Origin of the sequence: Streptosporangium sp. NPDC002524, from assembly GCF_040295985.1 — a bacterium.
In the GTDB taxonomy this organism is placed as follows: domain Bacteria; phylum Actinomycetota; class Actinomycetes; order Streptosporangiales; family Streptosporangiaceae; genus Streptosporangium.
In genome coordinates this window covers 1-24,948 of sequence record NZ_JBEOWK010000028.1, presented here as the reverse complement: position 1 = coordinate 24,948, position 24,948 = coordinate 1, and the positions used below count along the sequence as shown (strand labels likewise).

Annotated in this window: 22 protein-coding genes; 14 read left to right on the top strand and 8 right to left on the bottom strand. The window is 72.5% G+C overall.

Annotation, left to right across the window (positions count from 1 at the left end; all coding sequences use genetic code 11):
- Positions 1 to 133: 133 nt before the first annotated feature.
- The 3 genes from ABT053_RS35450 to ABT053_RS35440 all read right to left on the bottom strand — a co-directional run bounded on the left by ABT053_RS35450 (position 134) and on the right by ABT053_RS35440 (position 5,488).
- A complete protein-coding gene (locus ABT053_RS35450; RefSeq protein WP_350975236.1) occupies positions 134 to 379 on the bottom strand; it encodes a metallothionein in 246 nt (81 codons plus the stop codon).
- Between the two features lie 58 nt (positions 380 to 437).
- Entirely contained in the window at positions 438 to 1,715 is a 1,278-nt protein-coding gene (locus tag ABT053_RS35445; protein ID WP_350975235.1) for a serine/threonine protein kinase, read from the bottom strand.
- Positions 1,716 to 1,957: 242 nt separating this feature from the next.
- Positions 1,958 to 5,488: a protein kinase domain-containing protein gene (locus ABT053_RS35440; RefSeq protein WP_350975234.1), complete on the bottom strand. Its 3,531-nt coding sequence runs from the start codon at positions 5,486 to 5,488 to the stop codon at positions 1,958 to 1,960.
- A gap of 74 nt (positions 5,489 to 5,562) precedes the next feature.
- Here ABT053_RS35440 and sigJ point away from each other — a divergent pair, with 74 nt between their 5' ends.
- The 5 genes from sigJ to ABT053_RS35415 all read left to right on the top strand — a co-directional run bounded on the left by sigJ (position 5,563) and on the right by ABT053_RS35415 (position 9,593).
- On the top strand, positions 5,563 to 6,471 hold the full coding sequence (sigJ, locus tag ABT053_RS35435; RefSeq protein WP_350975232.1) for an RNA polymerase sigma factor SigJ: 909 nt from the start codon (positions 5,563 to 5,565) through the stop codon (positions 6,469 to 6,471).
- Positions 6,468 to 6,932 carry a carboxymuconolactone decarboxylase family protein gene (locus ABT053_RS35430; protein WP_350975231.1) on the top strand — a complete coding sequence of 155 codons (465 nt, stop codon included), beginning with the start codon at positions 6,468 to 6,470 and terminating at the stop codon, positions 6,930 to 6,932. The genes sigJ and ABT053_RS35430 overlap by 4 nt, the downstream gene beginning before the upstream one ends.
- A 319-nt stretch (positions 6,933 to 7,251) precedes the next feature.
- Entirely contained in the window at positions 7,252 to 7,425 is a 174-nt protein-coding gene (locus ABT053_RS35425; protein ID WP_350975230.1) for a hypothetical protein, read from the top strand.
- 341 nt (positions 7,426 to 7,766) lie between these two features.
- Positions 7,767 to 8,588: a pyridoxamine 5'-phosphate oxidase family protein gene (locus ABT053_RS35420; RefSeq protein WP_350975228.1), complete on the top strand. Its 822-nt coding sequence runs from the start codon at positions 7,767 to 7,769 to the stop codon at positions 8,586 to 8,588.
- A gap of 189 nt (positions 8,589 to 8,777) precedes the next feature.
- Positions 8,778 to 9,593: an SDR family oxidoreductase gene (locus ABT053_RS35415; RefSeq protein ID WP_350975226.1), complete on the top strand. Its 816-nt coding sequence runs from the start codon at positions 8,778 to 8,780 to the stop codon at positions 9,591 to 9,593.
- A gap of 148 nt (positions 9,594 to 9,741) precedes the next feature.
- Here the strand turns inward: ABT053_RS35415 and ABT053_RS35410 are convergent, their stop codons facing one another.
- Together ABT053_RS35410 and ABT053_RS35405 are read right to left on the bottom strand one after the other, a co-directional pair.
- Positions 9,742 to 10,002 carry a hypothetical protein gene (locus ABT053_RS35410; protein WP_350975224.1) on the bottom strand — a complete coding sequence of 87 codons (261 nt, stop codon included), beginning with the start codon at positions 10,000 to 10,002 and terminating at the stop codon, positions 9,742 to 9,744.
- Positions 10,003 to 10,227: 225 nt separating this feature from the next.
- Positions 10,228 to 10,917 (bottom strand): GntR family transcriptional regulator, encoded by a 690-nt coding sequence (locus ABT053_RS35405; RefSeq protein ID WP_350975222.1) that lies wholly within the window; start codon positions 10,915 to 10,917, stop codon positions 10,228 to 10,230.
- A gap of 138 nt (positions 10,918 to 11,055) precedes the next feature.
- Here ABT053_RS35405 and ABT053_RS35400 point away from each other — a divergent pair, with 138 nt between their 5' ends.
- The 8 genes from ABT053_RS35400 (at position 11,056) to ABT053_RS35365 (ending at position 18,613) form a co-directional block, all read left to right on the top strand.
- Positions 11,056 to 11,859 (top strand): FAD binding domain-containing protein, encoded by an 804-nt coding sequence (locus ABT053_RS35400; protein WP_350975220.1) that lies wholly within the window; start codon positions 11,056 to 11,058, stop codon positions 11,857 to 11,859.
- 138 nt (positions 11,860 to 11,997) lie between these two features.
- A complete protein-coding gene (locus ABT053_RS35395; RefSeq protein ID WP_350975218.1) occupies positions 11,998 to 12,516 on the top strand; it encodes a (2Fe-2S)-binding protein in 519 nt (172 codons plus the stop codon).
- Positions 12,513 to 13,898, top strand: coding sequence for a xanthine dehydrogenase family protein molybdopterin-binding subunit (locus tag ABT053_RS35390; RefSeq protein WP_350975216.1), 1,386 nt, complete (start codon positions 12,513 to 12,515; stop codon positions 13,896 to 13,898). Before ABT053_RS35395 ends, ABT053_RS35390 begins: the two co-directional genes overlap by 4 nt.
- 3 nt (positions 13,899 to 13,901) lie before the next feature.
- Positions 13,902 to 14,957: a xanthine dehydrogenase family protein molybdopterin-binding subunit gene (locus tag ABT053_RS35385; protein ID WP_350975214.1), complete on the top strand. Its 1,056-nt coding sequence runs from the start codon at positions 13,902 to 13,904 to the stop codon at positions 14,955 to 14,957.
- Between the two features lie 31 nt (positions 14,958 to 14,988).
- The gene (locus ABT053_RS35380) at positions 14,989 to 15,291 is read left to right on the top strand and encodes an EthD family reductase (RefSeq protein ID WP_350975212.1); all 303 of its coding nucleotides are present in this window, start codon (positions 14,989 to 14,991) and stop codon (positions 15,289 to 15,291) included.
- Positions 15,292 to 15,353: 62 nt separating this feature from the next.
- Positions 15,354 to 16,220, top strand: a complete 867-nt coding sequence (locus ABT053_RS35375) for an AAA family ATPase (RefSeq protein WP_350975210.1) — start codon at positions 15,354 to 15,356, stop codon at positions 16,218 to 16,220.
- Positions 16,213 to 17,634, top strand: a complete 1,422-nt coding sequence (locus ABT053_RS35370; RefSeq protein WP_350975208.1) for a VWA domain-containing protein — start codon at positions 16,213 to 16,215, stop codon at positions 17,632 to 17,634. Before ABT053_RS35375 ends, ABT053_RS35370 begins: the two co-directional genes overlap by 8 nt.
- A gap of 64 nt (positions 17,635 to 17,698) precedes the next feature.
- Positions 17,699 to 18,613, top strand: a complete 915-nt coding sequence (locus tag ABT053_RS35365) for an amidohydrolase family protein (protein ID WP_350975206.1) — start codon at positions 17,699 to 17,701, stop codon at positions 18,611 to 18,613.
- A gap of 177 nt (positions 18,614 to 18,790) precedes the next feature.
- Here ABT053_RS35365 and ABT053_RS35360 read toward each other — a convergent pair whose 3' ends face one another.
- From ABT053_RS35360 to ABT053_RS35350, 3 genes are all read right to left on the bottom strand, one after another.
- Positions 18,791 to 21,652, bottom strand: coding sequence for a vitamin B12-dependent ribonucleotide reductase (locus ABT053_RS35360; RefSeq protein ID WP_350975204.1), 2,862 nt, complete (start codon positions 21,650 to 21,652; stop codon positions 18,791 to 18,793).
- A gap of 84 nt (positions 21,653 to 21,736) precedes the next feature.
- Positions 21,737 to 22,198, bottom strand: coding sequence for a transcriptional regulator NrdR (nrdR, locus tag ABT053_RS35355; protein WP_350975203.1), 462 nt, complete (start codon positions 22,196 to 22,198; stop codon positions 21,737 to 21,739).
- A gap of 522 nt (positions 22,199 to 22,720) precedes the next feature.
- A complete protein-coding gene (locus tag ABT053_RS35350) occupies positions 22,721 to 22,987 on the bottom strand; it encodes a LysM peptidoglycan-binding domain-containing protein (RefSeq protein ID WP_350975201.1) in 267 nt (88 codons plus the stop codon).
- A gap of 934 nt (positions 22,988 to 23,921) precedes the next feature.
- Here ABT053_RS35350 and lexA point away from each other — a divergent pair.
- Positions 23,922 to 24,632 (top strand): transcriptional repressor LexA, encoded by a 711-nt coding sequence (gene lexA, locus ABT053_RS35345; RefSeq protein ID WP_350975199.1) that lies wholly within the window; start codon positions 23,922 to 23,924, stop codon positions 24,630 to 24,632.
- The last annotated feature ends 316 nt before the right edge of the window (positions 24,633 to 24,948 follow it).

The following is a 24,948-nucleotide window of genomic DNA, read 5'->3' as shown; positions in this document are numbered from 1 at the left end:
GGCACAGCACGAGCCCGGCACGGGCCCGATGCGAGCCCGGCGCGGACACAGAGCCGGACATAGAGCCGGACACAGCGCGGGCACAGCGCGGGCACAGGGCGGGCCCGGTGAGGCCCGGTGCGGGCCGGTGACCTCACACCTGCGCGCCGACCCGGTCCACGATCGCGGTCGCCCCCTCCTTCCTCGCGCAGTGGGCGCAGCAGAACCAGCGCTGCCCGGCCTCGACGCCGTGCCCGACGATCCGGACCCCGCAGTGCTCGCAGATGGGCGCCATCCGCTGGATAGCGCACTCGAAGCTGTCGAAGACGTGCACCTCGCCCTGGGCGTGCACCTCGAAGCTCATGTCGTAGTCGTTACCGCACGTTTCACAGCTCGCCATGTTTCCCCCCGAAAACTCACGGCATTTCCCGTGAAAGTCGTACCCAGGTATCCGCAGGTCAGACAACCCACCCCACCACGATCGTCCCGGCGGCCAGCAGCACCAGCGCCACCACCAGCACGGCCGTCAACAGGGGACGCAGCCGGGCGCGTCTCCCGCGCGCCACGAGGCGGGCGCGGTCGGCCTCGATCCACTCCCCCAGCCGTGGCCAGGCGTACGGGAGCGCCTGGTGGACCAGCCGGGCCTCGTTCCCCCGGTGCGCGACCAGCCCCGCGAAGCCGCGCAGGACGTGCTCGGACCCGGCGGGCACCCTGGCCTCGCGGGCGACCGGCTGCCCGTCGGGCGCGATGGCGACGAGCCTCAGGAACACCCCGGGCGCGCGCTCCCGCTCCGCCGGGCCGAGCGCGGCGTACGCGGACTCGGCCAGCGCCCCCAGCCCGGGGTCGTCGCAGGCCGTACGGACCCTGGCCGCCACCTCCGTTCCCGCCCGCAACAGCGCGGCCGTCCCGGGATCGGTCTCCGCCCGTGGCGGCGCGGCCGTCCCGAGATCCCCGGCGCGCTCGGGGAGCAGGGCGACCAGCAGGTCGCGGGCGGCCGGCCTGGCGCGGGGGTCCTTGGCGAGCGCGGCGGCGGCCAGCGGCCGCAGGAGCGGGGGCAGCGAGCCCAGGTCGGGGTCGAGGGAGAGGATCCGGTGCATCACCGCGCCCAAACTGCCCGCCGCGAACGGGTCCTCGCCCGTCGCGGCGTACAGCACGATCCCGCCCCAGGCGAACACGTCGGCGGCCGGGCCCGCCGCGCCGCCGGTGAACACCTCGGGCGCCGTGTACGACGGCACGCGCGTCCTGAGCCCGGTCGCGGTCAGCGACGTCACCCGGCCGGGGGCCATCCCGAACCCGGTGACCCGGGGGCCGTTCCCGCCGAGGATCACGTTGTCCGGCGTGAGGTCGCGGTGGACCACCCCGGCGTCGTGCAGGGCGGTCAGCGCGGTGGCGACCGCGACCGCGAGACCGTGCAGGTCGTCGCCGCCGAGGACCCGTCCGGCCCGGCGCAGGCTGGGACCCTCCACGTACCGGCTGACGATGTACGGCCTGGGCCCGTCGAGGTCGGCGTCCAGCACGCTCGCCGTGCAGGAGGAGGCGACGCGGCGGGCGGCGGCGGCCTCGGCGGGCGCGCCCGCTCCCGGGCGGCCGTGCAGGACCGTCACCGCGACCCGTCCCCCGCCCTGGTCGTACCCCTCGTAGACCACGCCCAGGGCGCCCGCCCCCAGCCGCCCGGCGAGGCGGTAGCCGCCCAGCCGCCACGGGTCGCCCACGATCAACTCCTGCGCCACTCTCATGCGCTGTTTGATGCGGCCCGCGGAAGGAATGTTTCCCCTGGCGAGGACGAACGTCGAACCATCCCGCCCCGGGCCTCGACGGCCGGGACCGCCGAGGACCGCGTCGCCGTCCGGTCACGGGCCGGGACAGGACAGGCCCGCGGCCTGTGACGGCTCCGGAGAGGATCCTCCCGGTCGCGGATTCCCGGTGCCGGGGCGTCACAGGGCGGGGCCTCCCCCGGGGAAGTCCGGAACCCGCGCGTTCAGGCGGGGCAGACGTCGCGGTAGGGCAGGTCCTCCAGGTAGGTGCGCCACTCCTCGCGCGTCAGGGTGCGGCCCGCGCGCTCGCAGACCGCCCGCGCCACCGCCTCCGGCTCGACCGGGAACTCGCTCAGGGTGCCCGCCCTGTCCACCGCGATCAGCCGGGCACCGTCGGGGCTGAACGCCAGTGCCCGGAGGTCCCCGGGCTGGGCGACGATCGGCTGGCCGAGGCGGCGCCCGGTCTCGACGTCCCAGATCCCCACCGACCGCTCGGTCACCGCCGCCGCGATGACGTCGCCGCGAGGTGAGTACGTCAGGTGGGTCCCCGTTCCCGCCTCGCCTCGGATCACGGCGCCCACCCGCTTCCTGCCCCGGGTCTCGAACACCGAGATCCGCCCTTCCTGGTCGGCGACGGCGAAGCGGCCACCGTCCGCGCCGAAGGCGAGCGCGGTCGCCTGGATGCCGACGCTGGACGAGCCGTAGGTCTCGCCGAACGGCTTGCCGGTGCCCGCGTCCAGCAGCCGGTGCTCGCCGCCCGCGACCGCGAGCGCCCCGCCGTCCGGGGTGAACACCACCTTCTCGACCATCTCCTGGGGGCGTGACCAGCGGAGTCGTCCACTGGGCACGTCCCAGACGTGGATCTCTCCCTCGGGCTTCACCGCGGCGTCGTAGTAGCGGCTGTACGAGGCCACGGCGGTGCCGTCCGCGCTGATCGCCACGGCCGTCTCGGCGTCGCGGGCGGGGGCGACGGTGGTGATCCGCTTGAAGGTGGAGGTGTCCCAGACGGTCAGCCGGGGACTGTCCATGCCCCCGTTGACCACCAGCCGCCCGCCGTCGGCGCTGAAGGCCATCTCGAAGTAGCCGTCGGCGCCCCCGGGCCCGATGTCCAGCGAGCCCAGGCGGACGCGCCGCCGGACGTCGCGGATCACGATCTCGCTCGCCCCGTCCGCCCTGGAGGCGAGGAGCCGTCCGCCGGGGCTGAGGGCCGCCCAGCCGGTCCCCGGGCCCTTCAGCGTGACGGGCCTGGTCAGCGCGGAGACGTCGAGGCTCGTCACCGAGTCCTCCGTGAGGTAGCGCAGGGTGCGCCCGTCCGGGTCGAAGGCCACGACGGGCTCGAACGCGTCGACCCTCTGGGTGAGCAGCAGCCTGCCGTCCTCGACCCGCCAGAGCCGCAGGGCCGTACTCGTCGCCGTGGCCAGGAAACGCCCGTCGGGGCTGAAGACGAGTTCCCCGGTCGCGCCCTCCTCGAAGGGGGTGTCCAGTTCCGCCCCGGTGGACGCGTCGCGCAGCTCGACGGTCCTGCCCCTGCCGACGGCGATGGTCGCCCCGTCGGGACTGTAGGCCGTCCCGCAGATGCCGCAGCGTTCCCTCAGCGGGATCCTGCGCAGGCCGTCCAGGGCGAAGGCCACCGCCTCACCGGTGATGCTCCCGGTCGCGAACCCGCGCCCGTCCGCCGAGATGTCGCTGCCGACGGCTCCCACGACCGGGAAGTGCTTCCGGCCGGTCACGACGTTCCAGACGGTGAACCCCTCCCCCTGGCCGACCATGAGCCAGTCCTCGGACTGCCCGAAGGCGGCGGTGGTGTCGCCGCCCGCGTTCCGGTCCTGGACGTTCATGGCGGCGCCGGTCGGCCTGCCGGTCCGCATGTCCCAGATCCTCAGCCTCTGCCCGCCGATCACGGCGAGCCTCCCGCCGCGCGGGCTCAGCGCGATCCCGCGCAGCTCGCCGCCGATCCCGGTGAAGCCGCCGGAACGCCTGCCGGTCCGCACGTCCCAGACGCGCACCTCGCCGTCGCTCACGCTGACGAGGGTGCGCCCGTCGGCGCTCAGCGCCCTGAGGGTCTGTATCCCGGTGGCCGGGTCGTGGAAGGTGGCCGTCTCCCGCTGGGCCAGCGAACCGGCCAGGCTCGCCCTCGCCTCGGTCACCGGCGCCAGCCGCCAGGCGGCCACGCTGAGCAGCATCGCCCTGACCGGCTCGGCGGTCCGCAGCGCGTCGGCCGTGGCGGCGAGCCTCGCGGCCGTCGCCTGGTCGCGCTGGGAGGCGATGACGGCGCTGCGCGCGTCGGCCACCCTGCTCTGCTGCACGGCGAACGCCCCGGCGGCCAGCGCGGCGACCAGCAGCACGGCCAGCGTGCCCGAGAGCAGCCTGCCCCTGCGGGCCCGGCGCCGGGTGAGGGCGGCGCCCGCCTCCAGGAAGTCGCGCTCGACCGGGCTGAGCGTGATGTTGCGGCGCCCGGTGGCCGCCCAGCGCATCGCGTTCTCCAGGCTGCCGCCCTGGAACAGGTCCCCGTCCCTGCGCCCCTGGAGCTGCCAGCGCCGCGCGGCGGTGAGGATGCCCCGGTGCACGGCCAGGCCGTCCCGGTTGGCCTGGATCCACGCGCGCAGCCTGGGCCAGGCCTGCGGCAGCGCGGGCCGCGACAGCCAGACCTCCCGCTCGTCGTGGGTGAGCAGGTACGCGAAGACCTCCACCAGGCGCCGTACCGCGGCGGCCTCGCCCTCCCCGCGCCCGTCGAGCAGTTCGTCCCACCGCGCCTGGCGCACGATCAGCTGGCCGTCGTCGGTCACGGTGACCAGCCGCAGGAAGACCTCGGGGGCCAGCTCCCGCTCGGCGGGGCCGAGCGCGACGTAGGCGTCCTCGGCGAGGGTGCCGAGCGCGGGGTCGGCCGAGGTCGCGCGGACCTGGGCCCCGGCGTCGCTGCCCGCCGCGAGCAGTCTGGGGGTGTCGGCGGTCCTGTCGCCGCTGACCAGGGCGAGCAGCAGGTCCCTGGCAGTGGGCCTGGCCCCGGGGTCCTTGGCGAGCGAGGCGGCGACGAACGGCCGCAGGTGCTCGGGGAGCATGTCCAGCTGGGGCTGCACCGACAGCACGCGGTGCATGATCCCGCCCAGGCTCTCGGCGCGGAACGGGTCGGCGCCCGTCGCGGCGAAGACCATGATCCCGCCCCAGGCGAAGACGTCGACGGCCGCGGTCGCGCGCTGGCCCATGAAGATCTCGGGGGCCATGTAGGTCGGGGTGCCCGCGACCATGCCGGTCGCGGTCAGCGACATGTCCTCCGTGCGGGCGACGCCGAAGTCGATCACCCGTGGGCCGTCCGGGCCCAGCAGGACGTTGTCGGGTTTGAGGTCGCGGTGGATCACCCCGGCCTCGTGGACGGCGGTCAGCGCGGTGGCGATCGCGGTCGCGAGGCGGTGCAGGTCGCCCCCGGTGAAGCGGCGCCCCTCCGCGACGGCCCGGCGCAGGCTGGGGCCCTCCACGTACTCGCTGACGATGTACGGCCTGGGCCCGTCGAGGTCGGCGTCCAGCACGCCCGCCGTGCAGAACGACGCCACCCGGCGGGCGGCGGCGGCCTCGCGGCCGAACCGGTCGCGCAGCTCGGGGTCGGTCCCGGCGTCGCCGTGCAGGACCTTCACCGCGACGCGCGTGCCCTCGGCGTCGTACGCCTCGTAGACCACGCCTTGGCCGCCCGCGCCCAGCCGCCCGGCCAGCCAGTAGCCGCCCAGCCGCTGCGGATCACCGTCGATAAGTGTCGTACTCAACTCACACTCCGTTCAACGGTGGATTGGACGCCCCGGAGGAGGGTGAGGTTCGGGCGATGTCACAGACTTGGGACATGTCTCGTCCTCCTTACGTGAACGGTGACGAAGCTCTCGCGGCGGAGTTCGGGGCCATCCGGCCGCGCCTGGTCGGCGTGGCCTACGGCCTGCTCGGCAGCGTCGACGAGGCCGAGGACGTCGTCCAGGACGCCTGGTTCAGGCTGTTCAGGCTGGGCGGGGCGGAACGCTCGGAGATCGGGGACGTCACGGGCTGGCTGGTGGTCACAGTATCGAGACTCGCGCTGGACGTACTGCGTTCGGCGCGCGTACGGCGCGAGGAATACGTCGGGCCGTGGCTGCCGGAGCCGGTGGTCGGCGAGGGCGACCCCGCCGACAGGGTGACCCTGGACGAGTCGATGAGCCTGGCGATGCTGGTGGTGCTGGAGTCGCTCAGCCCCGCCGAGCGCACCTCCTTCGTCCTGCACGACGTGTTCGGGCTGCCGTTCGAGGAGGTGGCGCGCGCGGTCGGGCGCTCCGCCGCCGCGTGCCGGCAGCTCGCGGCCCGTGCCCGCGGGCACGTCGCGGCGCGGGCGCCCCGCTTCGAGGTCGACGAGGCCGAGCACCGCAGGGTGGTCGAGGCCTTCGCGCGGATCGTCCGGGACGGGACCGGCGACGGCGGCGGCGACATCGGCGCGCTGACGGCGCTGCTCGACCCGGACGTGGTGCTGCGCAGCGACGGCGGCGGAGTGGTCGGCGCGGCCCGCAGGCCGGTCCGCGGCTCCGACCGCGTGGGCCGCTTCGTGCTCGGGGTCGCCAGGAAGTACGGCGGCACCGGGCGGCTGACGGTGACCACGGTCAACGGCCGGGCCGGGCTGCTGTGGGCGCGGAACGGCGGGCTCGCCGTCTACGCGCTCACCGTCTCCGAAAGCCGGATCACCGGGATCGACATCGTGATGAACCCGGAGAAACTAAGGAGTGTTCGATGAAAGAGCGGATGAACATCGGCGAGCTCGCCCCGGAGGCCTACCGGGCCATGCTGAGGCTGGAGAAGTACCTGGCGGAGAGCGGGCTGCCGCACGCCACGAGGGAGCTGGTCAAGCTGCGGGTCAGCCAGATCAACGGCTGCGGCTTCTGCGTCGACATGCACTCCCACGACGCGAAGGCGGCCGGGGAGAGCGACGAGCGGCTGTTCGCGGTCGCGGCCTGGCGGGAGACGCCCTTCTTCACCGACGCCGAGCGGGCGGCCCTCGCCCTGGCCGAGGAGGCCACCCGGCTCAGCGACCGCGGCGAGACGGTGCCGGACGCGGTGTGGGACGAGGCCGCCGGGCATTACGAGCCGGAGGTGCTGGCCGCGCTGGTCGTGACAATCTCGACGATCAACGCGTGGAACCGGCTCGCCGTCACGACGCGCATGGTTCCGGGAACCCTGCGTAGCCAAAACGGTTGATCGACGGGGTGCGGGCGGACTAGGTTTGGCTCGCACGGGCAACCGTGCGAGCCGGGCGCGCAGGCGTCCGGCGACCGGTGTCATCAGGACGCGGAGCACGGCGAGCCCGGAAAAGAGGAAGATCATGCGGCGACGCACCCAGATCATCCGGCGGCGGAGGCCGCGCCGTCCCGGCCACGCCCCGGGCCTGGACCTGCGCTCCCCCTCGGGGCGCCCGCTCCCCTACTGACCCGACCCCTGTTGACCTGGTCTTTACGACAGTCTTATGCGGCGACCAGTAGATACTTCTTATAACGGAACAATCACGCCGGGGGGCTCAATGAAGAGACTTGTGGTCGTGCCACCATATGTCGCACGGCTCAAGATCAGGGACATTCGTTCCGCGACACGCCGTGGGGTGACCGGCGACGCCAAGGTCGTCGATCTCAGCGCCTACACGGGCCGCAACGTCCTCCGCTTTCCACGGACGAGCGGCCCCACCTCCGCCGCCTGACCCCACCTCCGGCCTCCTCGCGAAAGACCCGCCACGGCGGGTCTTTCTCGGTTCGGGCCACCGTTCCCGGCACGGACTCGTCTCCCGTCACCGGCCCGCCTTTCCATCGCGGACGCGCCCTCCGTCACGGACGCGTCTTCCGTCGCGAGCTCGCCTTCTGTCGCGGGCCCGCCTTCCATCGCGGGCCCATCGCCGATCCTTCCCCTGTGGCCCGGATCAAGGGACGAACGAGCCCACGGACGCACAAACCACGGAGCCCCCGGACCACGGGATCTCGAAGCATGAGACCCCCGGCCCATGGGACACGCGAACCCCGAGGTCACCTGATTGAATATCGCCCCATGAGCGAATTGTCCGCGACCGAGCGCACCCGGCACCGGCGCCTGCGAGAGAAGGGCCGCACCGATCGCGCCGCCCTGTACGAGGTGCTGGGCGCCGGATTCGTCTGCCACCTGGGAGTGATCTCGGACGGTGTGCCCATGGTGGTCCCCACGGTCTACGGCTTCGACACCGAGCACCTCTACGTGCACGGCTCGGTGGCCAGCAGGAGCCTGACCGGCCGGGTGCCCGCGCGTCGGTCCACCGAGGCCGAGACCGGGACCGGGTCCGAGGCCGGATCCGGGTCCGGGTCCGGGTCCGGGTCCGAAAGCACCGGCGCGAGCGCGGAGGCGGACGGATCAGGGACAGCGACAGACACAGCGGACACCACGGGCACGGCGGGCACGGGCCTGGGAACGGTCTGCGTGACGGTCACCCACGTGGACGGCCTCATCCTGGCCAGGTCGGTGTTCGAACACGGCGTCAACTACCGCTCCGCCATGGTCTACGGCGTCCCGAGGGCCCTGGAGGGCGAGGAGAAACTGGCCGCGCTGCGGATCCTGACCGAGCGGGCCGCCCCCGGCCAGTGGGAGTACGCCAGGCAGCCCAGCCGCAAGGAGCTCGCCGCGACGACGATCCTCGCGATCCCCCTGGCGGAGGCGTCGGTCAAGGTGAGCGCCGGGCCGCCAGACGACGGCGACGGGCCCGACGCGGAGCTGGGGATCTGGGCGGGCCGGTTGCCCCTGGCCACCACCTGGCTCGACCCGGTCCCCGACCCCCTGCTCCCGGCCGGAATCGCCCCTCCCGACCACATCGTCACCCGGACGGGCACCCGGGCCACCTGATCACCGTTCCCGCGCCCCCTCGGCGGCCGGCCCGAGCCTCCGGTACGCCAGGCCGAACATCCCCGGCCGCTCCGCCTCGAACTTCTCGATCACCTGACCAGGCTGTCGGCAGGGCTCGGACAGGCGGGCAGGCGGTGCGCTCACGGCGGTCGTTCGCGAGGGGACCGGCCCTTCGGGCAGGATCGGATCATGACGATCGAGACGAACGACGGCCAGGGCCGGGGATCGCTGGCGGGGCGCGTCGCGGTGGTGACCGGGGTGAGCAGGCGGGCCGGGATCGGTTTCGCGATCGCTCGCGAGCTGCTCGCCGAGGGGGCGAGCGTGCTGGCGCACTCGTGGACGCCGCACGACGCCGGTCAGCCCTGGGGCGCCGACCCCGCAGGGATCGCGGGGGTCCTTGAGGAGCTCGGCGGGGTGGGCGAGCGCCTGCGGCACGTGGAGGCCGACTTCGCCGACCCGGAGACGCCCGCGTCGGTCATCGAGCTGGCGGCGCGGTCCTTCGGCCATGTCGACGTGGTGGTCGCCAACCACGCCCGCAGCGCGCTGGGAACGCTCGACGAGGTGACCGCGGCCGAGCTCGACCTCTCCTGGGCGGTGAACGCCCGCGGGAGCGTGCTGCTGGCCCAGGCCTTCGCCGCCCGGCACGACGACCGGCGGCCCGGCGGGCGGGTGGTCCTGTTCACCTCGGGACAGCATCTCGCCCCGATGAGCCAGGAGCTGCCGTACGCCGTCAGCAAGGGCGCGATCCACCAGATGACGCTCAGCCTCGCCGACGCCCTCGCCGACCGGGGCATCACCGTGAACGCGGTCAACCCCGGGCCGGTCGACACCGGCTGGGCCGATCCCGAGATCACCCGCAGGGTGGGCCGCGCGCTGCCCACGGGGCGATGGGGGAGGCCGGAGGACGTCGCTCGGCTGGTCCGCTGGCTCGTCTCCGACGACGGCGCCTGGATCACCGGCCAGGTGATCAATTCCGAGGGCGGCTTCCGGCGCTGGGCGATGTGACGCCCCGGGCGCCGGGCCGTACGGCGAACCGCCCGAGGACGGCCTCATGACGGACTCTCGCCGCCGGTCTTGTGGTCCGCCCTGTGGCGGCCTTGTGGCCGCCCGGACGGTGAACTGCCCGGAGGTGGCCTCCGGGCAGTTCCGATCGTCACTTCTCGTCGTCGTTGTCCGGGGTCTGCGACAGCGCGCTGGCCGCGGCGGACTTCTCCTTCTCACCCTGATCCGGGTCCGACAGCGTCCTGGACGAGGCCGACGCCGCCTCCGCACCGGTCTCCCCGTGGCTCTCCGGGGCCTGGGACAGCGCGCTGGCGGCGGCGGACTTCTCCTCCTCGGTGGCGTTGGGGTCGGCCAGCGTCTTGGCCGCGGCCGTCGCCGCCTCGGAACCGGTCTGTCCAGAATTGCTCGTCACGATCTCACCTTTCCTCGAACCGTATCCGCGTCCCTCGCCTCCCGGCCCCGGCGGTGAGGCCGTACGGGCTCCCGCGCCGCGCACGATCTCGCCGTCCGTGCCGCGACGGGCGCCGGCCCCTCACAAGGATCGGGCACCCGCCGTTCCGGCCGGTGATGACGACAGCCCGGTCCGGCTACCCCGGTCACCGGGTTCCAAGCGTGAATCCCCCCGATATGCGGTGATTCAGCCGGCGGCGGTGTCGCGGATCCTGCCGTGGGCGTCGTGCGGCAGGTCGGCGTAGTGCCACTGGTGGTCGCGGGCGTGCCTGCAGGCCGTCTCCAGGTCGCCCCGCTCGATCACCGCCAGCAGCTCGGCGTGGTCGCGGGCGATGTCGTGGAGGTCCACGCCGGTCGCGAGCATCGTGACCGACGTGCGCGCCTCGATCTGCAGCCCCTCCCAGGAGAGCCTGAGCAACTCGTTGCGGGCGGCCTCGACGACGCGCCGGTGGAAGGACACGCTCGCCCGTACGGACGCCTCGACATCACCCGCGTCGGCCGCGGCCCGCATCGCCGCCACGTCCGACCCGAGCGCCTCCAGCGGAACCGTCCCGGCGAGGACGGCCAGCCGGACGGCCGTCTCCTCCAGCGCGGCCCGCACGACGTAGCTCTCCCTGAGCGTCTCGTGGACGAAGGGGCGCACGAAGGTGCCCCTGCGCGGCTGGGTCTCCACCAGCCGCATGACCTCCAGCTCGCGCAGCGCCTCGCGGACGGGTGCCTGGCTCGTGCCGTACGTCGCCGCGAGACGGGTCTCCACCAGTCGCTCGCCGGGCCCGAACTGGCCGGAGACGATCCGGCTGACCAGCGAGTCGCGGATCTGCCGCGACAGCGTCAGCCGCGGCAGCATGGCGGGCTCCCCGGTCGTCTCCTCGGTCATGGGGCGCATCCTACCGAGTGTCGATTCTCGCTCATCGATCCCTCTTGACCTCCCCTTGACTCCGGGACAGGTCCAAGCCTACGGTTCCGATAATCAATTATCGATAGTTAACCCACTTGTAACGCAGGGGGTCCGGACATGATGATCCAGGCGGTCCACGTGCCGGAGTCCGCCGAGGCCGCGGCGGTCCACTCGGCGAGGGGCGGCTGGATCATGGGCGGCGGCACCGTCGTGATGCCGCTGGTCAGCAGTGGGGCCGCGACCGGGAGCGAGCTGATCAGCCTGCGCAGGGCCGGGCTGTCCGGGATCGAGGTCCGCGACGGCGTCGCCAGGATCGGCGCGGCGGCTCCGCTCTCCTCCGTCGAGGAGCACCCCGGGCTCGGCTTCCTGCGCCCGGCGCTACGCACCATCGCCTCCCCCACGATCCGCAACCTGGCGACCGTGGGCGGCAACCTGTTCGTCGCGCAGCCGTACGGCGACCTGGCGGTCTGCCTGCTCGCCCTCGACGCGGTGTGCGAGATCGCCGGGCCCGGCGGGCGGCGCGAGGCCCCGGTGGCCGACGTGCTCGCCTCGGGGGTCGCGGCGGGCGAGTTCGTCACGGCGGTGACGGCGGCCCTGCCCGAACCGGGGACCTGGTACTACCACAAGGCCATGCGCCGCAGGCTGAACTCGGCGTCCATCGTGACCGTCGCCTCCGTGACGCGCGTCGAGGACGGCGTGGTGAGCTCGGCCAGGATCGCCCTCGGCGGCGTCGCCCCGCGCCCGGTGCGCGCGGTGTCGGCCGAGCGGCTGCTGACGGGCCGCCCGCTGAGCCCCGAGGTCCTGACCGAGGCCGGGGAGGCGGCCCGCTCCGACACTGCGCCCTTCGACGACGCCTACGCCAGCGCGTGGTACCGGGCACGCGTCCTGCCCGTGCACCTGCGCCGGGCCTTCACCCCCTAGCCGTTCACCCCCTGGCCATCACTTCCCAGCCATCACTTCCCAGTCATCACTCCCTGGCCGTCACCCTTTGGCCGCCTACCCCTGGCCGTTCCCGCGCCCGCCTCCCATCACGTGCCCACCCCCAGAAAGGGCCGGACAATGTCGTCACAGATCGTCTCGCTCGTCGTCAACGGCGAACCCCGGGAGTTCATCGCCAGACCGGGGACCACTCTCCTGGCGACCCTGCGCGACGCGCTGGGGCTCACCGCGGCCAAGCGCGGCTGCGCGCAGGGCAGCTGCGGCACCTGCACCGTGCTGGTCGACGACCGGCCCGTGACGGCGTGCCTCGTCGCCGTGGAGACGGTCTCCGGCTGCTCGGTCCGTACCCTGGAGGGGGTCGCCGCCGGAGGGGACCTCGACGAGGTGCAGAGCGCCTTCGTCGACAACTTCGCCACCCAGTGCGGGTTCTGCACGGCGGGCATGATCATGGTCGCCGAGGACCTGCTGGACCGCAACCCGGACCCGACCCGGGAGGAGGTGGCCGAGGCGATCTCCGGCAACGTCTGCCGGTGCACCGGCTACCAGCCCATCATGATCGCCATCCTGGACGCGGCCAGGCGCAGGCGCGGGGAGAGCGCGGAGAGCACGGAGAGCGCGGAGACGGCGGTGTCGCGATGACCTACCGGCTCGCCCCCATCGACAAGGGCTCCTTCGCCGCCGAGCGCGAGGACGACTTCACCGTCATCGGCTCGGTCGTCCAGCGCTCCGACGCGCGGGGACACGTCACCGGCAGGACCGAGTTCTTCGAGGACGTCGCCCCCCGGGGGATGCTGCACCTGAAGATGCACCGCTCGGCCCGCCACCACGCCAGGATCAGGAGCGTCGACCTGACCGGCGCCCTGGAGGTGCCGGGCGTCACGCGGATCCTCACTCACGCCGACATCCCGAACAACATCTACACCCCGCTCAAGCTGATCGGCGTCGGGCCGGACGACGAGCCGATCCTGGCCGTGGACAAGGTCCGCTACCTCGGCGAGCCGATCTGCGCGGTGGTCGCCGAGTCCGAGGCCGCGGCCCTGGAGGGCGCGGCCAGGATCAGGGTCGACTACGAGGACCTGCCCGCCGTCTTCGACGTCGAGGAGGCCCTGGCGGAGGGGGCCCCGCTGGTCAACGAGTACCACGGCCGCAACTTCTTCACGTACGAGGGACACCACTGCCGGCGGATCCGTTTCGGCGACGTGGAGCGGGCGTTCGGGCGGGCCGACCACGTCTTCGAGTGGCGCTACGAGTCCGCGCCGATCGAGCAGGCCCCCACCGAGACCACCGGCTGCGTGGTGATCCCGCAGGCCGACGGCCGGTTGCGCATCCACTCCGACACCCAGGCCTGCTTCTTCACCCTCGACAACACCGCGCTCATCCTGGAGACCCCGTTCAACAAGCTGCGCGTCGTCGGCGGGACGGTCGGCGGGGGCTTCGGCGGCAAGGTCGACGTCGTCGTCGAGCCGGTCGCGTGCGTGGCCGCCATGGTGACCGACCGCCCGGTCAAGTTCGTCTACAGCAGGTACGAGGAGATGCAGGTCTCCTCGCCTCGCGCGGCCGAGCGCATCTACATCAAGGACGCCGTGATGGACGACGGCCGGATCATCGGCCGCAAGGTCACGCTGTACGTCGACTCCGGCGCCTACGCCCGGCACACCCCGTACGGCACCACCAAGGCCGCCGCCCACCTGCCGGGGCCGTACTCGATCCCGAACGTGTGGGCCGACTGCCACTGCGTGTTCACCAACCGCACGCCGTCCAGCGCGATGCGCGGGTTCGGCGTGACCATCGGCGACTTCGCGCTGGAGTCGCAGATGGACCGGATCGCGAGGGCCCTGTCCATGGACCCGTTGCAACTACGACTCGTCAACGCCTACCGCGACGGGGACCTCAAGGCCCACCGCAAGGTCGCCGAGGGCACCGCGCTGGTCGAAGTGATCCAGAAGGCCGCCGAGATGTCCGGGCACGAGCTGCCCGAGGCGTACCGCCGGATGTCCTCGACGACACGAGAGGGGCTGTAGGCCATGGCCAGGCTGCGCGGGCGCGGATACGCGTCGGTGAACTACCCGACCGGCATGAACCTCGGCGGCGATCCGTCACAGGCGCTGATCCACTCCACCACCACGGGCACGTTCGTGATCACGCTGTCCTCGGTGGACCTCGGCCAGGGCATCAAGACGATCGCCGCGCAGTGCGCCGCCGAGACGCTCGGCCTGCCGATGGAGAACGTGCTGGTCAACACCGCCGACACCGACACCGGCCCGCACTGCATGGGGACCTTCGCCAGCCGGGGCACCCACCGCGTCGGCAACGCCGTCATCATGGCGGCGGCCGAGGCGCGCGCGGTGATGCTGGAGGTCGCGGCCGAGGAGCTGGAGGTCGACGCCGGGGACCTGGAGACCGACGGCACCGGCGTCATCAAGCTCAAGGGCTCGGACCAGCCGAGCATCCACATCACCGACCTCGCCCTCGCCGCGCACTTCAAGCACGGCCGTACGATCTCCGGGCGCGGGATCTTCCTCAAGGAGCCGAGCACGCCGGTGCCCGAGACGGGAGAGATGGACCCCGACTCGTGCCAGGCGCACGCGTGCACGGTCGCCGTCGTCGAGGTGGACGACGAGACCGGGGTGGTCGAGGTGCTGGAGCTGTACAACGCCTACGAGATCGGCCGGGCGCTCAACCCGGCGATGGCGACCCAGCAGGTCGAGGGCGGGGCCTGGATGGGCATGTCGCACGCCCTGTTCGAGACCACCGAGCCCTACTACCCGCTGCGCGACCACGGGCCCCGCGACTTCGCCGACTACCTCATGCCGGGACCGGCCGACATCCCCGTACAGCACAGCCTGTTCCTGGAACGCCCGGCGGGCAACGGCCCCTACGGCGCCAAGGGCATCGGCGAGATGACCGCCAACGCGCCGATCCCGGCCATCGCCAACGCCATCTTCGACGCGTGCGGCGTACGCATCACGGCGATGCCCTTCACCCCCGAACGCGTCCTGCGCGGGCTGGACGCCCTCGCGCGGGACGCCCCGCGCGAGGTGCCCTCGCACGCGGGAACGCCCGAACACCAGAACATCTGAGAACCCATCCGATCCGGAGGAACCGATAACCATGCTGAAAGTCGTCTCACTGCTCAAGCGCGCGGAGAACCTGTCCCACGAGGAGTTCGCGAAGTGGGTCGTGGAGGACCACGTCGAGTTCGCCAGGAAGCTCCCCGGGCTGCGCAAGTACACGGTGAGCGTCAGCAACGGCGAGGACGCCGCGTTCGACTCGGTGAACGAGCTCTACTTCGACGACGACGAGGCCCGCGTCGCCGCGTTCGGCTCCGAGCACGGCAAGGCCGCCGCGGCCGACGCCGCCGCGCACACCACCCAGCGGATCCACCTGCTCACGACCGAGCACGCGCAACTGTGACGCCTGTCGGGGGTTCCCCGGTGGCCGGTGGGGGGTCCTCAGGAGCCGGTGGGGGTTCCTCGTTGGGGCGTCTCCTGGACGAGCGCGCGCTCGCGGCGGCGCTCGAACGGGAGGGGTACTTCGCCGACGAGGGACTCTGCACGGCCGTCCACCTGGCACTGCGGCTGGGCCGGCCGCTGCTGCTCGAAGGCGAACCCGGCGTCGGGAAGACCGAGATCGCCACGGTGCTCTCGCGCGTCGTCGGCCGGGAGCTCATCCGGCTCCAGTGCTTCGAGGGACTGGACTCCGGGCAGGCGCTGTACGAGTGGGACTACCCCAAGCAGCTCCTGCAGGTCCGGGTGGCCGAGAGCCGAGGCCAGGAGGTCGGCGACCTCTACCGCGAGGAGTTCCTGCTGCGGCGTCCGCTGCTGCGCGCCCTGGAGGCCGACCGCGGCGCGGTCCTGCTGATCGACGAGATCGACCGCGCCGACAGCGAGTTCGAGGCGTTCCTGCTGGAGTTCCTGGGCGACTTCCAGATCACCGTCCCGGAGCTGGGCACCATCAGGGCGCGCACGCCGCCGGTCGTGGTGCTCACCTCCAACCGGACCCGCGAATTGCACGACGCGCTCAAGCGGCGGTGCCTCTACCACTGGATCGCCTTCCCCGAGGTCGACCGCGAGCGGGCGATCCTGCGCGCGGCCGTACCCGGCCTGGAGGATCGGGCCGCGGAGGGGCTGGTGCGCGCCGTCCAGCGGGTACGCGGGCTGCCCCTGCTCAAACGGCCCGGCATCGCCGAGTCCGTGGAGTGGGCCAGGGGCGCGGTGGCCCTGGCCGAGGGCGGCAGCCCCTGGCCCGTGGCGCTGCGCCGCGCCCTCGGCCTGCTCATCAAGGACGAGGAGGACACCCGGCTGCTCATCGGGCACGCGGAGGAGCTGTTCGGCGATGCCTGAGCCCACCGTCCACCGAGAACCCCCGGCCCCCCGCACGGGAGAACCGCCCCGCGACGCCGGACCCACCGCCCCTACGGAGAACCCCTCCGGCAAGGCTGAGCCCGTCACCCCCACGGCAGGGCCCTCCGGCGACACCGAACCCGTCACCCCCACGGAAGGATTTCCCGGCGACACCGGACCCGCCACCCTCACGGGAGAGCCTTCCGGCGACGCCGGGCCCGTCGCCCTCGCGGCCGGTCACGTGTGGGGGTTCCTGTCCGCGCTGCGTACCGCGGGCGTGACCACCGCGCTGCCGAAACAGGCCGACCTGCTGCGGGTCGTCGGCGAGTCGCCGCCGCGCGACCTGACCGCCCTGTACTGGTACGCCCGGATCACCCTGCTGCACGACATCGAGGAGCTCCCCGCGTTCGACCGAGTCTTCACCGCGTGGTTCCGGCAGGGCGGCCTTCCCGACGCCGTACCGCCGCCCCCCGCCGGGGAGAGCGACGTCCCCTCCCCCCAGGGGCCGGGCGAGGACGACCCCGCCCCGCGGGAGGTGCTGCCCGGCGACGGCGTCGAGGCCAGCACGCTCAGCACGTACGGCAGGCGGGACTTCGACGCGGCCGGTGACCGGTGGCGCCCGGTCGTCCGGGCCCTGGAGGCCGCCTGGCCCGCCGTGCTGCCCTCGACCCCGTCGCGGCGGCGGCGCCCGGCGCGGACCGGTGACCGGCTGGATGTGCGGCACGCCTGGCGGCGGGCACACCGCCACGACGGGGAGATCATCGAGCTGCGGCGGCGCGCCCGCCCCCCGCGCCCGCGCCGCCTGCTCATCCTGGTCGACGTCTCGGGCTCGCTGCGGCGGCACACCCCCGACCTGCTCCGCCTGGCGCACACGGCACTGCGCGCCGCACCGGCCCGCACCGAGGTCTTCACCTTCGGCACCAGGCTCACCAGGATCACCTCCGCGCTGTCGTACCCCCACACGGGCCGGGCGTTGCGGGCGGTGTCCGAGCGGGTGACGGACGCCGACGGCGGCACCGCGATCGGGGCGGCGCTGCGGGAGTTCCTGGGCGTCCCGCGGTTCGTGGCGCTCGCGAGGGGCGCGCTCGTGATCGTGCTGTCCGACGGGCTCGAACGCGGCGACCACGTCCCCATGGTCCGCGCGACCGCCCGCCTGTCCCGGCTGAGCCACCGGCTCGTCTGGTGGTCGCCGCTGGCGTGCTCCCCCTCCTACAGCCCGGTCACGCGCGCCATGGCCGCCCAGCTCCCCCACCTGGACCACCTCGGCGGCGTGAGTGACCTGCCCACCGCCCTCGCGGAGGTCCGCCGCCTCCCGGCGGTGCTGTCCGGCCCCCGGCGCGCGGCGGCCAGGTCGTGGCCGCCGCCACGTCCCGTTCGACATCCCGCTTCACGTGGCGCGGGAGCCCGCCCATGACATCCCCCACGGACAGGCCCCCGCGCGACGCCGGGGCCGGGGGCATCCACGCCGGAGGTACCCGATGAACGACAGCACCGCCCGTCCGGCTCCCGCCGGGATCGTCGACGCGCACCACCACATCTGGCGCGCCGCCGACCTGCCCTGGCTCCAGGGCGAGATGATCCCGCGCATCTTCGGCCCCTACGAACCGATCCGCCGCGACTACCCGGTCTCGGAGTACGTCGAGGAGGCCACCGCCTGCGGCATCACCTCCGCGGTCTACGTGCAGGCCAACTGGTCGCTCGACCGCGCCCTGGACGAGGTGCGCTGGCTGCGCGAGACGCACGCCGAGACCGGCTGGCCGACGGCCGTGATCGGCTCCGCCGACCTCTTCGACGAGGGCGCGGCCGACGTGATGCGCCGCCAGGCCGCGCTCACCCCGCTCATGAGGGGCACCCGGCTGCAGCTGCACTGGCACGAACGGCCGGAGTTCCGGTTCGCCTCCGGCCCCGACCGCATGAAGGACCCCGTCTTCCGCCGCAACATCGCCTCGCTCGCCGACCTCGGCTGGCTGTTCGAGCTCCAGGTGTTCTCCGGGCAGATGGCCGACGCCGCGAGCTTCGTCGACGACTTCCCCGACGTCACGTTCGTCCTGGTCCACGCGGGGATGCTCGACGACTTCGAGACCTCCCGGGTGGCGGAGTGGAAACGCGGCCTGAGACTGCTGGCCGAACGGCCCAACGTCGTGGTGAAGCTCACCGGCCAGGGCACGTTCGTGCACCGCGTGGACCGCGCGCTGATCGAGACGGTCGCGGACACCTGCCTGGAGGTCTTCGGCTCGCACCGCTGCATGTGGGGAAGCAACTTCCCGATCGAGAAGCTCTGGACCGACCTGCCCACCCTGGTCTCCACCTGGCAGGAGGTCCTCTCCCGCCGCTCCCCCCAGGTCGTCCAGAACGTCTTCGCCGCCACCGCCCGCCGCGTCTACCGCCTCTGAGAGCCGTACGAACCCCGCGGGGGCGCGCACATCTCATCGAGCTTTCCCGCAACGCGCTCCATGTCCATCCCGATCGGCCCTGTCAGGTTGCCCCGGAAGCGCCGGAAGGGGGCCGGATGTGACTCCGGCCCCCTCTGTCATCGGGGTGCTACGCGGATCCGGCCGCTGCGCCCGGGATCAGCTGCAGCCGCTGGTGGAGCCGCAGCCCTCGCAGACGTAGCAGCTGCCGGCCGGGCGCATCTTGGTGCCGCAGGTCATGCAGAGCGGCGCGTCGGCGGTGCGGCCCTGGTGGGACTCCAGGGAGCCGGTGCGGCGCGGGGTCTCCACGGGTGCCGCCTCGGGGCGGGCCTTCGGCTCCTCGACGGGGGCCGATTCGACGGAGGCCGTCTCGATGGGGGCCGAGGTGGCGAGTTCGGCGATGACCTCGTCGGCGGTGTGGATCGGGGCCGGGTCCTCGCCGCGCTGCTGGGCGGCGCGCTCGGAGGCGGAGAAGATCCCGAGAGCGGCGCGGTCGTCGTAGGGCAGGTGGTCCAGGGCCAGACGGCGGAAGATGTAGTCCATCACCGAGGCGGCGATGCGGACGTCCGGGTCGTCGGTCATGCCGGCCGGGTCGAAGCGCATGTTGACGAACTTGCCGACGTACGTCTCCAGCGGCACCCCGTACTGCAGGCCGATGGAGATGGCCACCGAGAAGGCGTCCATGACGCCCGCGAGGGTCGAGCCCTGCTTGGACATCTTCAGGAAGACCTCGCCGAGGCCGTCGTCGGGGTAGGACGAGGCGGTCATGTAGCCCTTGGCGCCTCCCACGGTGAAGCGGGTGGTGGTGCTGGGGCGCTGGTTCGGCATCCGGCGCCGGGTCGGGCGGCTGATCTCCACGACCTGGATCTCCGGCTCGGCGGGCCTCTCCTTCTCCTCGGTCTTCTTGCCCGAGCCCGAGACCGAGAGGGGCTGGCCGACCTTGCAGTTGTCGCGGTAGACGGCGAGGGCCTTGAGGCCGAGCTTCCAGCCCTCCATGTAGACCTGCTCGATGTCCTCGATCGTCGCGGACTCGGGAAGGTTCACCGTCTTGGAGATCGCTCCGGACAGGAACGGCTGGGCCGCGGCCATCATCCGGACGTGGCCCATCGGGGCGATCGCACGCTCGCCCATGGCGCAGTCGAACACCTCGTAGTGCTCGCGCCGCAGCCCGGGGGCGTCGACGACGTGGCCGTGCTCGGCGATGAACTCGACGATCGCCTCGACCTGCTCCTCCTGGTAGCCCAGCCGCCGCAGCGCGCGCGGGATCGTCTGGTTGACGATCTGCATGGAGCCGCCGCCGACGAGCTTCTTGAACTTGACCAGGGCGAGGTCGGGCTCGATGCCGGTGGTGTCGCAGTCCATCATCAGGCCGATGGTGCCGGTCGGGGCGAGGAGCGAGGCCTGGGCGTTGCGGTAGCCGTTCCGGTCGCCGAGCCGCAGGCACTCGATCCACTGCCTGGAGGCCTCGCGGTGGATGGCCCCGTCGATCTCGTCGAACGTGCGCAGGGCGTCGTTCGCGTCGTTGTGCTTGCGCATGACCCGCTTGTGCGCGTCGGCGTTGCGGGCGTAGCCGTCGTACGGGCCCACGACCGCGGCCAGCTCGGCGCTGCGGCGGTAGGAGACGCCGGTCATCAGCGAGGTGATCGCCCCGGCGACCGCGCGGCCGCCGTCGGAGTCGTAGGCGTGGCCGGTGGCCATGAGCAGCGCGCCGAGGTTGGCGTAGCCGATGCCCAGCTGGCGGTAGGCGCGGGTGGTCTGGTCGATCTTCTCGGTCGGGAAGTCGGCGAAGGTGATGGAGACGTCCATCGCGGTGATGACCAGCTCGGTGATCTTCACGAAGTTCGCGATGTCGAAGGTGTCGTCGTCCTTCAGGAACTTCAGCAGGTTGATGCTCGCCAGGTTGCACGAGGAGTTGTCCAGGTGCAGGTACTCCGAGCAGGGGTTGCTCGCGGTGATGCGGCCCGTCTCGGGGCTGGTGTGCCAGTCGTTGATCGTGTCGTCGTACTGGACGCCGGGGTCGGCGCACTCCCAGGCGGCCTTGCCCATCTTGCGGAACAGCTTTCTGGCGTCGATCTTCTCGATGACCTCGCCGGTGAGGCGGGCGCGCAGGCCGAACTCCTCGCCGTTCTCCACCGCGCGCATGAACTCGTCGGAGACGCGCACGGAGTTGTTGGCGTTCTGGTACTGGACGGAGACGATGTCCTTGCCGCCCAGGTCCATGTCGAACCCGGCGTCGCGGAGGGCGCGGACCTTGTCCTCCTCGCGCGCCTTGGTCTCGACGAACTCCTCGATGTCGGGGTGGTCGACGTCGAGGACGACCATCTTGGCGGCGCGGCGGGTGGCGCCCCCGGACTTGATCGTCCCGGCGGAGGCGTCGGCGCCGCGCATGAAGGAGACCGGGCCGCTCGCGGTGCCGCCGCTGGAGAGCAGCTCCTTGGAGGAACGGATCCGGGAGAGGTTGACGCCGGAGCCCGACCCTCCCTTGAAGATCACGCCCTCTTCCTTGTACCAGTCGAGGATCGACTCCATCTGGTCGTCGACGGCCAGGATGAAACAGGCGCTGACCTGCTGCGGCGACGCGGTGCCGACGTTGAACCAGACGGGCGAGTTGAAGCTGAAGACCTGGTTGACCAGGGCGTGCTTGAGCTCGTGGTCGAAGATCTCGGCGTCCTCCTCGCCGGCGAAGTAGCCGTGCTCGACCGCCGTGCGGGTGTAGACGCCCACCACCCGGTCGATCAGCTGCTTGAGGCTCCACTCGCGCTGCGGGGTGCCGACCGCGCCGCGGAAGTACTTGGTGGTCACGATGTTGGCGGCGTTCACCGACCACGACTGGGGGAACTCGACGCCGCGCTGCTCGAAGTTGATCGAGCCGTCGCGCCAGTTGGTCATGACGACGTCACGGCGCTCCCAGGTCAGCTCGTCATAGGGATGGACACCTGGCGTGGTGAAGACGCGCTTCATCTTCAGGCCCTTGCGCGGCCTCTTGTTCCCACGTGTCACCGCGCCGACAGTCTCCGTCATGACTTCCCCCTCCTGGGGCTCTGTAGAACCCTCGAATCGGACCACACCAACGCGCCGCCTCACCCCCGGCGCCCGGGGTCTGCATCAGTCCTGCCCGGTGGAGCGCTCCGCCCGGAGCTTCTCGATCTCCGCCTCGAAGTCGGCCAGGGTCTCGAATCCGCGGTAGACGGAGGCGAACCGCAGGTACGCCACCTCGTCCAGCTCGCGGAGCGGGCCCAGGATGGCCAGCCCGACCTCGTGGGCCGCGATCTCGGCGCATCCGGTGGCCCGGATGCTCTCCTCGACCCGCTGGCCCAGCTGCGCCAGGGAGTCCTCGCTGACGGACCGCCCCTGGCAGGCCCGCCGGACTCCGGCGATCACCTTCTCCCTGAAGAACGGCTCCGTCACACCGCTGCGCTTGCTCACCATGAGCAGGACGGTCTCCTGCGTGGTGAACCTGCGCCCGCATTCCGAGCACGTGCGCCTGCGGCGGATGGCCCCACCGTCCTCGGTGGCCCGGCTGTCGATGACTCGCGTGTCCAGATGGCGACAGAACGGACAATGCACGCGTGTCGCCTCCTTGACTACCGAAGCGGCCGACCCACCTCACCTACCCATGTCGCGCACGCCTAGACGCTCGCGCACACATCTTCGAATAGTCGAGATGCGGTAATGGAACCACAATCTGTGGTGAAGGGTTGCGATGCAGCCACTAGATGTTGTGGTCCAACCGTAGAAGTGCGCGACCATGAACGCAAGTTGAAACGACCTTGCCGGACGAAGTCGCTGATCAGCCGTCACATCCCGGCGTGTCGCCACCCGGGCGAGGCCCCTTTCACCCCGGGCACCCCTTCCCTCACATCCGCCCCGGGCGATCTGTCAGGCGAGAGCCCCGGCACCCCTCTCCGGCGCACGCCGCCCGCCCCCTCGAACCCCTCCCCCGCCGACCGCCTCGGCCCTCTCCCCGCGTACGCGGGCCACCCCGGGCCTCTCCCCGCCACGGGCCTCCCTCCCGCGTACGCCGGCCGCCCCGCGGACCTCTCCCTCACGTACACCGCCCCCCGCCCCCGGGAGTGGCCCTCCCGGGCCTCAGCGGACGAGGCCCTCCGGGAGGTAGAGCCGGGTCCCCGGCCGGACCTCGGGGGCGGACAGCCCGTTGAGGTCCATGACACGACGGACCGTCGGACCGGCGTCGGCCTCCTCCGTCAACGCGTCCGCGATCTCCCACAGCGTGTCGCCCGCGTGCACCGTGATCCGGGGGAGGCCCTCGAGATCCGGCCGGCCGCCCGCCGAGGCCATGTCGATGCGCCCGCCGATCCAGAGCACCCCCAGGGTGAACAGCGCGAGCACCGCCACCGCCACGATCCTTCCACGCCTGGTGAGCCGGAGTGGCCGCCGGACGGGTGCCGGACGGTCGGCGCCGGAACCGCGGACCCGCGCCGCGGGCGCCACCGCCGATCTCGCCGACTGCGCTGATCTCGCCGATTGTGCCGGTCGCGCCGCCCGCCTCGACCCGGACCCGCGCTCACCCCTCACCTTGGACCCGCGCTCGCCGCTCGGCCCGGACCCGCGCCCGGCCCTCGGCTCGGACCTCCGCCCCCGCTCCCGATCGGCCGCCCGCCCCGGCTCCCGCTTCGCCTCACGCCCGGACACCCGCCCGGACACCTGCTTGGCCGTTCGTCCGGACACCCGCTCGGACGTCCGCTCGGACACCTGCTTGGCCGTTCGTCCGGACACCCGCTCGGACGTCCGCTCGGACACCTGCTTGGCCGTTCGTCCGGACACCCGCTCGGACGTTAGTCCGGGCACCCGCCCGGATCCCTGCCCGGACCTCTGTCCCGCCCCACGGCCGGTCCGCGGCCCCGGCACCCGGCCGGATCCCGCCCCCGGCCCGGATCCCGGGCCGGTCTCGGACCCTCGCGCGAACTCCGGCGCGAGGCCCCGCTCCGGCTCCGCGCCCGGCCCCGGCTCCGATCGCGGGGGCGGCACGAGCCGCAGGCGCGGCGCCTCCGGTGATCGCCGCGCGGCCCGGGATGCCGGCGCGGTCCTGGATCGCGGTGTCGTCGTGGTCGGTTTCATGGTGACCCCCATCCCCTCGACCTGGCCGAACACATGTCGAAGAAAGATCGGCGAATCGAACACGATGTCGATCGAACTCCCGTACGATGTTGTACACCACGGCGTCGCCGATTTCGAGGACATTCGAACAATTGTTTGAATATGATCTTCGGCCGAGGTATGGTCGCTGTGTGCGACGCGTCAGATACAGACCGGGAGGCGAGGAGTTCGTATGAGCCAGCACAACGAGAACGGGTCGGCCGCCAGCGACCTGGCGGTGCGAAGGCGTGACTCCCTTGGCCTCACCCCCAGGCAGCGGAAGATCCTTGAGGTGATCCGTGACTCCGTGCAGCAGCGCGGATATCCGCCGTCCATGCGGGAGATCGGTGAGGCGGTGCAGCTCACCAGCACCTCCAGCGTGTCGCACCAGCTGACGGCTTTGCAGCGCAAGGGCTACCTGCGGCGTGATCCGCACCGCCCCCGCGCCCTGGAGGTCCGCCTTCCCGGCGAGCCCGTGCTGTGGGTCGACCCCGACTCCGGTGAGGACGAAGCTCCGGTCAGCCGCCCGACCGCCGCCTACGTCCCCCTGGTCGGCCGGATCGCCGCCGGTGGCCCCATCCTCGCCGAGGAGAGCATCGAGGACGTCTTCGCCCTGCCCAAGCAGCTCGTCGGCGAGGGCACGCTCTTCCTCCTCCAGGTGACCGGTGACTCGATGATCGAGGCCGCCATCGCCAACGGCGACTGGGTGGTCGTACGCCAGCAGCCGGTCGCCGACAACGGCGACGTGGTCGCGGCGATGATCGACGGCGAGGCCACGGTCAAGACCTTCAAGCGCAGAGACGGCCATGTCTGGCTGGTCCCGCACAACCCCAACTACGACCCGATCCCGGGTGACGAGGCCACCGTGCTCGGCAAGGTCGTCGCGGTCCTCCGCAAGCTCTGACGCGGGCGTTCCCCCCGACCCCCGACCCCCGACCTCCGGACCGCTCCGCGCACCCGTCGATCTCACTCGCCGGTCTCACCCGCCGGTCTTCGCATCCGCCGGGTGAGCTCCGGAAGCCGGGTGAGCTCCGAAACACGCCGTTCCGACGCGAGTTCCCCACCACGCGCCTCCAGCCCTCGCGCGACACGCCGGGGACGCGCGACACGCCGGAGGGGCGGGCCCGATATCGGGCCCGCCCCCCCCGCCCGGGGGGCGGTGTGGCTGAGCCCCCCGGGGAGAAGAAAGAAGGGAAGCCGGGAGCCCGGGGGGCGGGGAA

Coding starts and splice junctions, on each gene's coding strand:
- ABT053_RS35365 (WP_350975206.1), top strand. CDS start 17,699: ATGAACGACAGCACCGCCCGTCCGGCTCCCGCCGGGATCGTCGACGCG.
- ABT053_RS35415 (WP_350975226.1), top strand. CDS start 8,778: ATGACGATCGAGACGAACGACGGCCAGGGCCGGGGATCGCTGGCGGGG.
- ABT053_RS35420 (WP_350975228.1), top strand. CDS start 7,767: ATGAGCGAATTGTCCGCGACCGAGCGCACCCGGCACCGGCGCCTGCGA.
- ABT053_RS35425 (WP_350975230.1), top strand. CDS start 7,252: ATGAAGAGACTTGTGGTCGTGCCACCATATGTCGCACGGCTCAAGATC.
- ABT053_RS35400 (WP_350975220.1), top strand. CDS start 11,056: ATGATGATCCAGGCGGTCCACGTGCCGGAGTCCGCCGAGGCCGCGGCG.
- ABT053_RS35405 (WP_350975222.1), bottom strand. CDS start 10,917: ATGACCGAGGAGACGACCGGGGAGCCCGCCATGCTGCCGCGGCTGACG.
- ABT053_RS35390 (WP_350975216.1), top strand. CDS start 12,513: ATGACCTACCGGCTCGCCCCCATCGACAAGGGCTCCTTCGCCGCCGAG.
- lexA (WP_350975199.1), top strand. CDS start 23,922: ATGAGCCAGCACAACGAGAACGGGTCGGCCGCCAGCGACCTGGCGGTG.
- ABT053_RS35450 (WP_350975236.1), bottom strand. CDS start 379: ATGGCGAGCTGTGAAACGTGCGGTAACGACTACGACATGAGCTTCGAG.
- ABT053_RS35370 (WP_350975208.1), top strand. CDS start 16,213: ATGCCTGAGCCCACCGTCCACCGAGAACCCCCGGCCCCCCGCACGGGA.
- ABT053_RS35380 (WP_350975212.1), top strand. CDS start 14,989: ATGCTGAAAGTCGTCTCACTGCTCAAGCGCGCGGAGAACCTGTCCCAC.
- ABT053_RS35445 (WP_350975235.1), bottom strand. CDS start 1,715: ATGAGAGTGGCGCAGGAGTTGATCGTGGGCGACCCGTGGCGGCTGGGC.
- ABT053_RS35395 (WP_350975218.1), top strand. CDS start 11,998: ATGTCGTCACAGATCGTCTCGCTCGTCGTCAACGGCGAACCCCGGGAG.
- ABT053_RS35430 (WP_350975231.1), top strand. CDS start 6,468: ATGAAAGAGCGGATGAACATCGGCGAGCTCGCCCCGGAGGCCTACCGG.
- sigJ (WP_350975232.1), top strand. CDS start 5,563: ATGTCTCGTCCTCCTTACGTGAACGGTGACGAAGCTCTCGCGGCGGAG.
- ABT053_RS35360 (WP_350975204.1), bottom strand. CDS start 21,652: ATGACGGAGACTGTCGGCGCGGTGACACGTGGGAACAAGAGGCCGCGC.
- ABT053_RS35385 (WP_350975214.1), top strand. CDS start 13,902: ATGGCCAGGCTGCGCGGGCGCGGATACGCGTCGGTGAACTACCCGACC.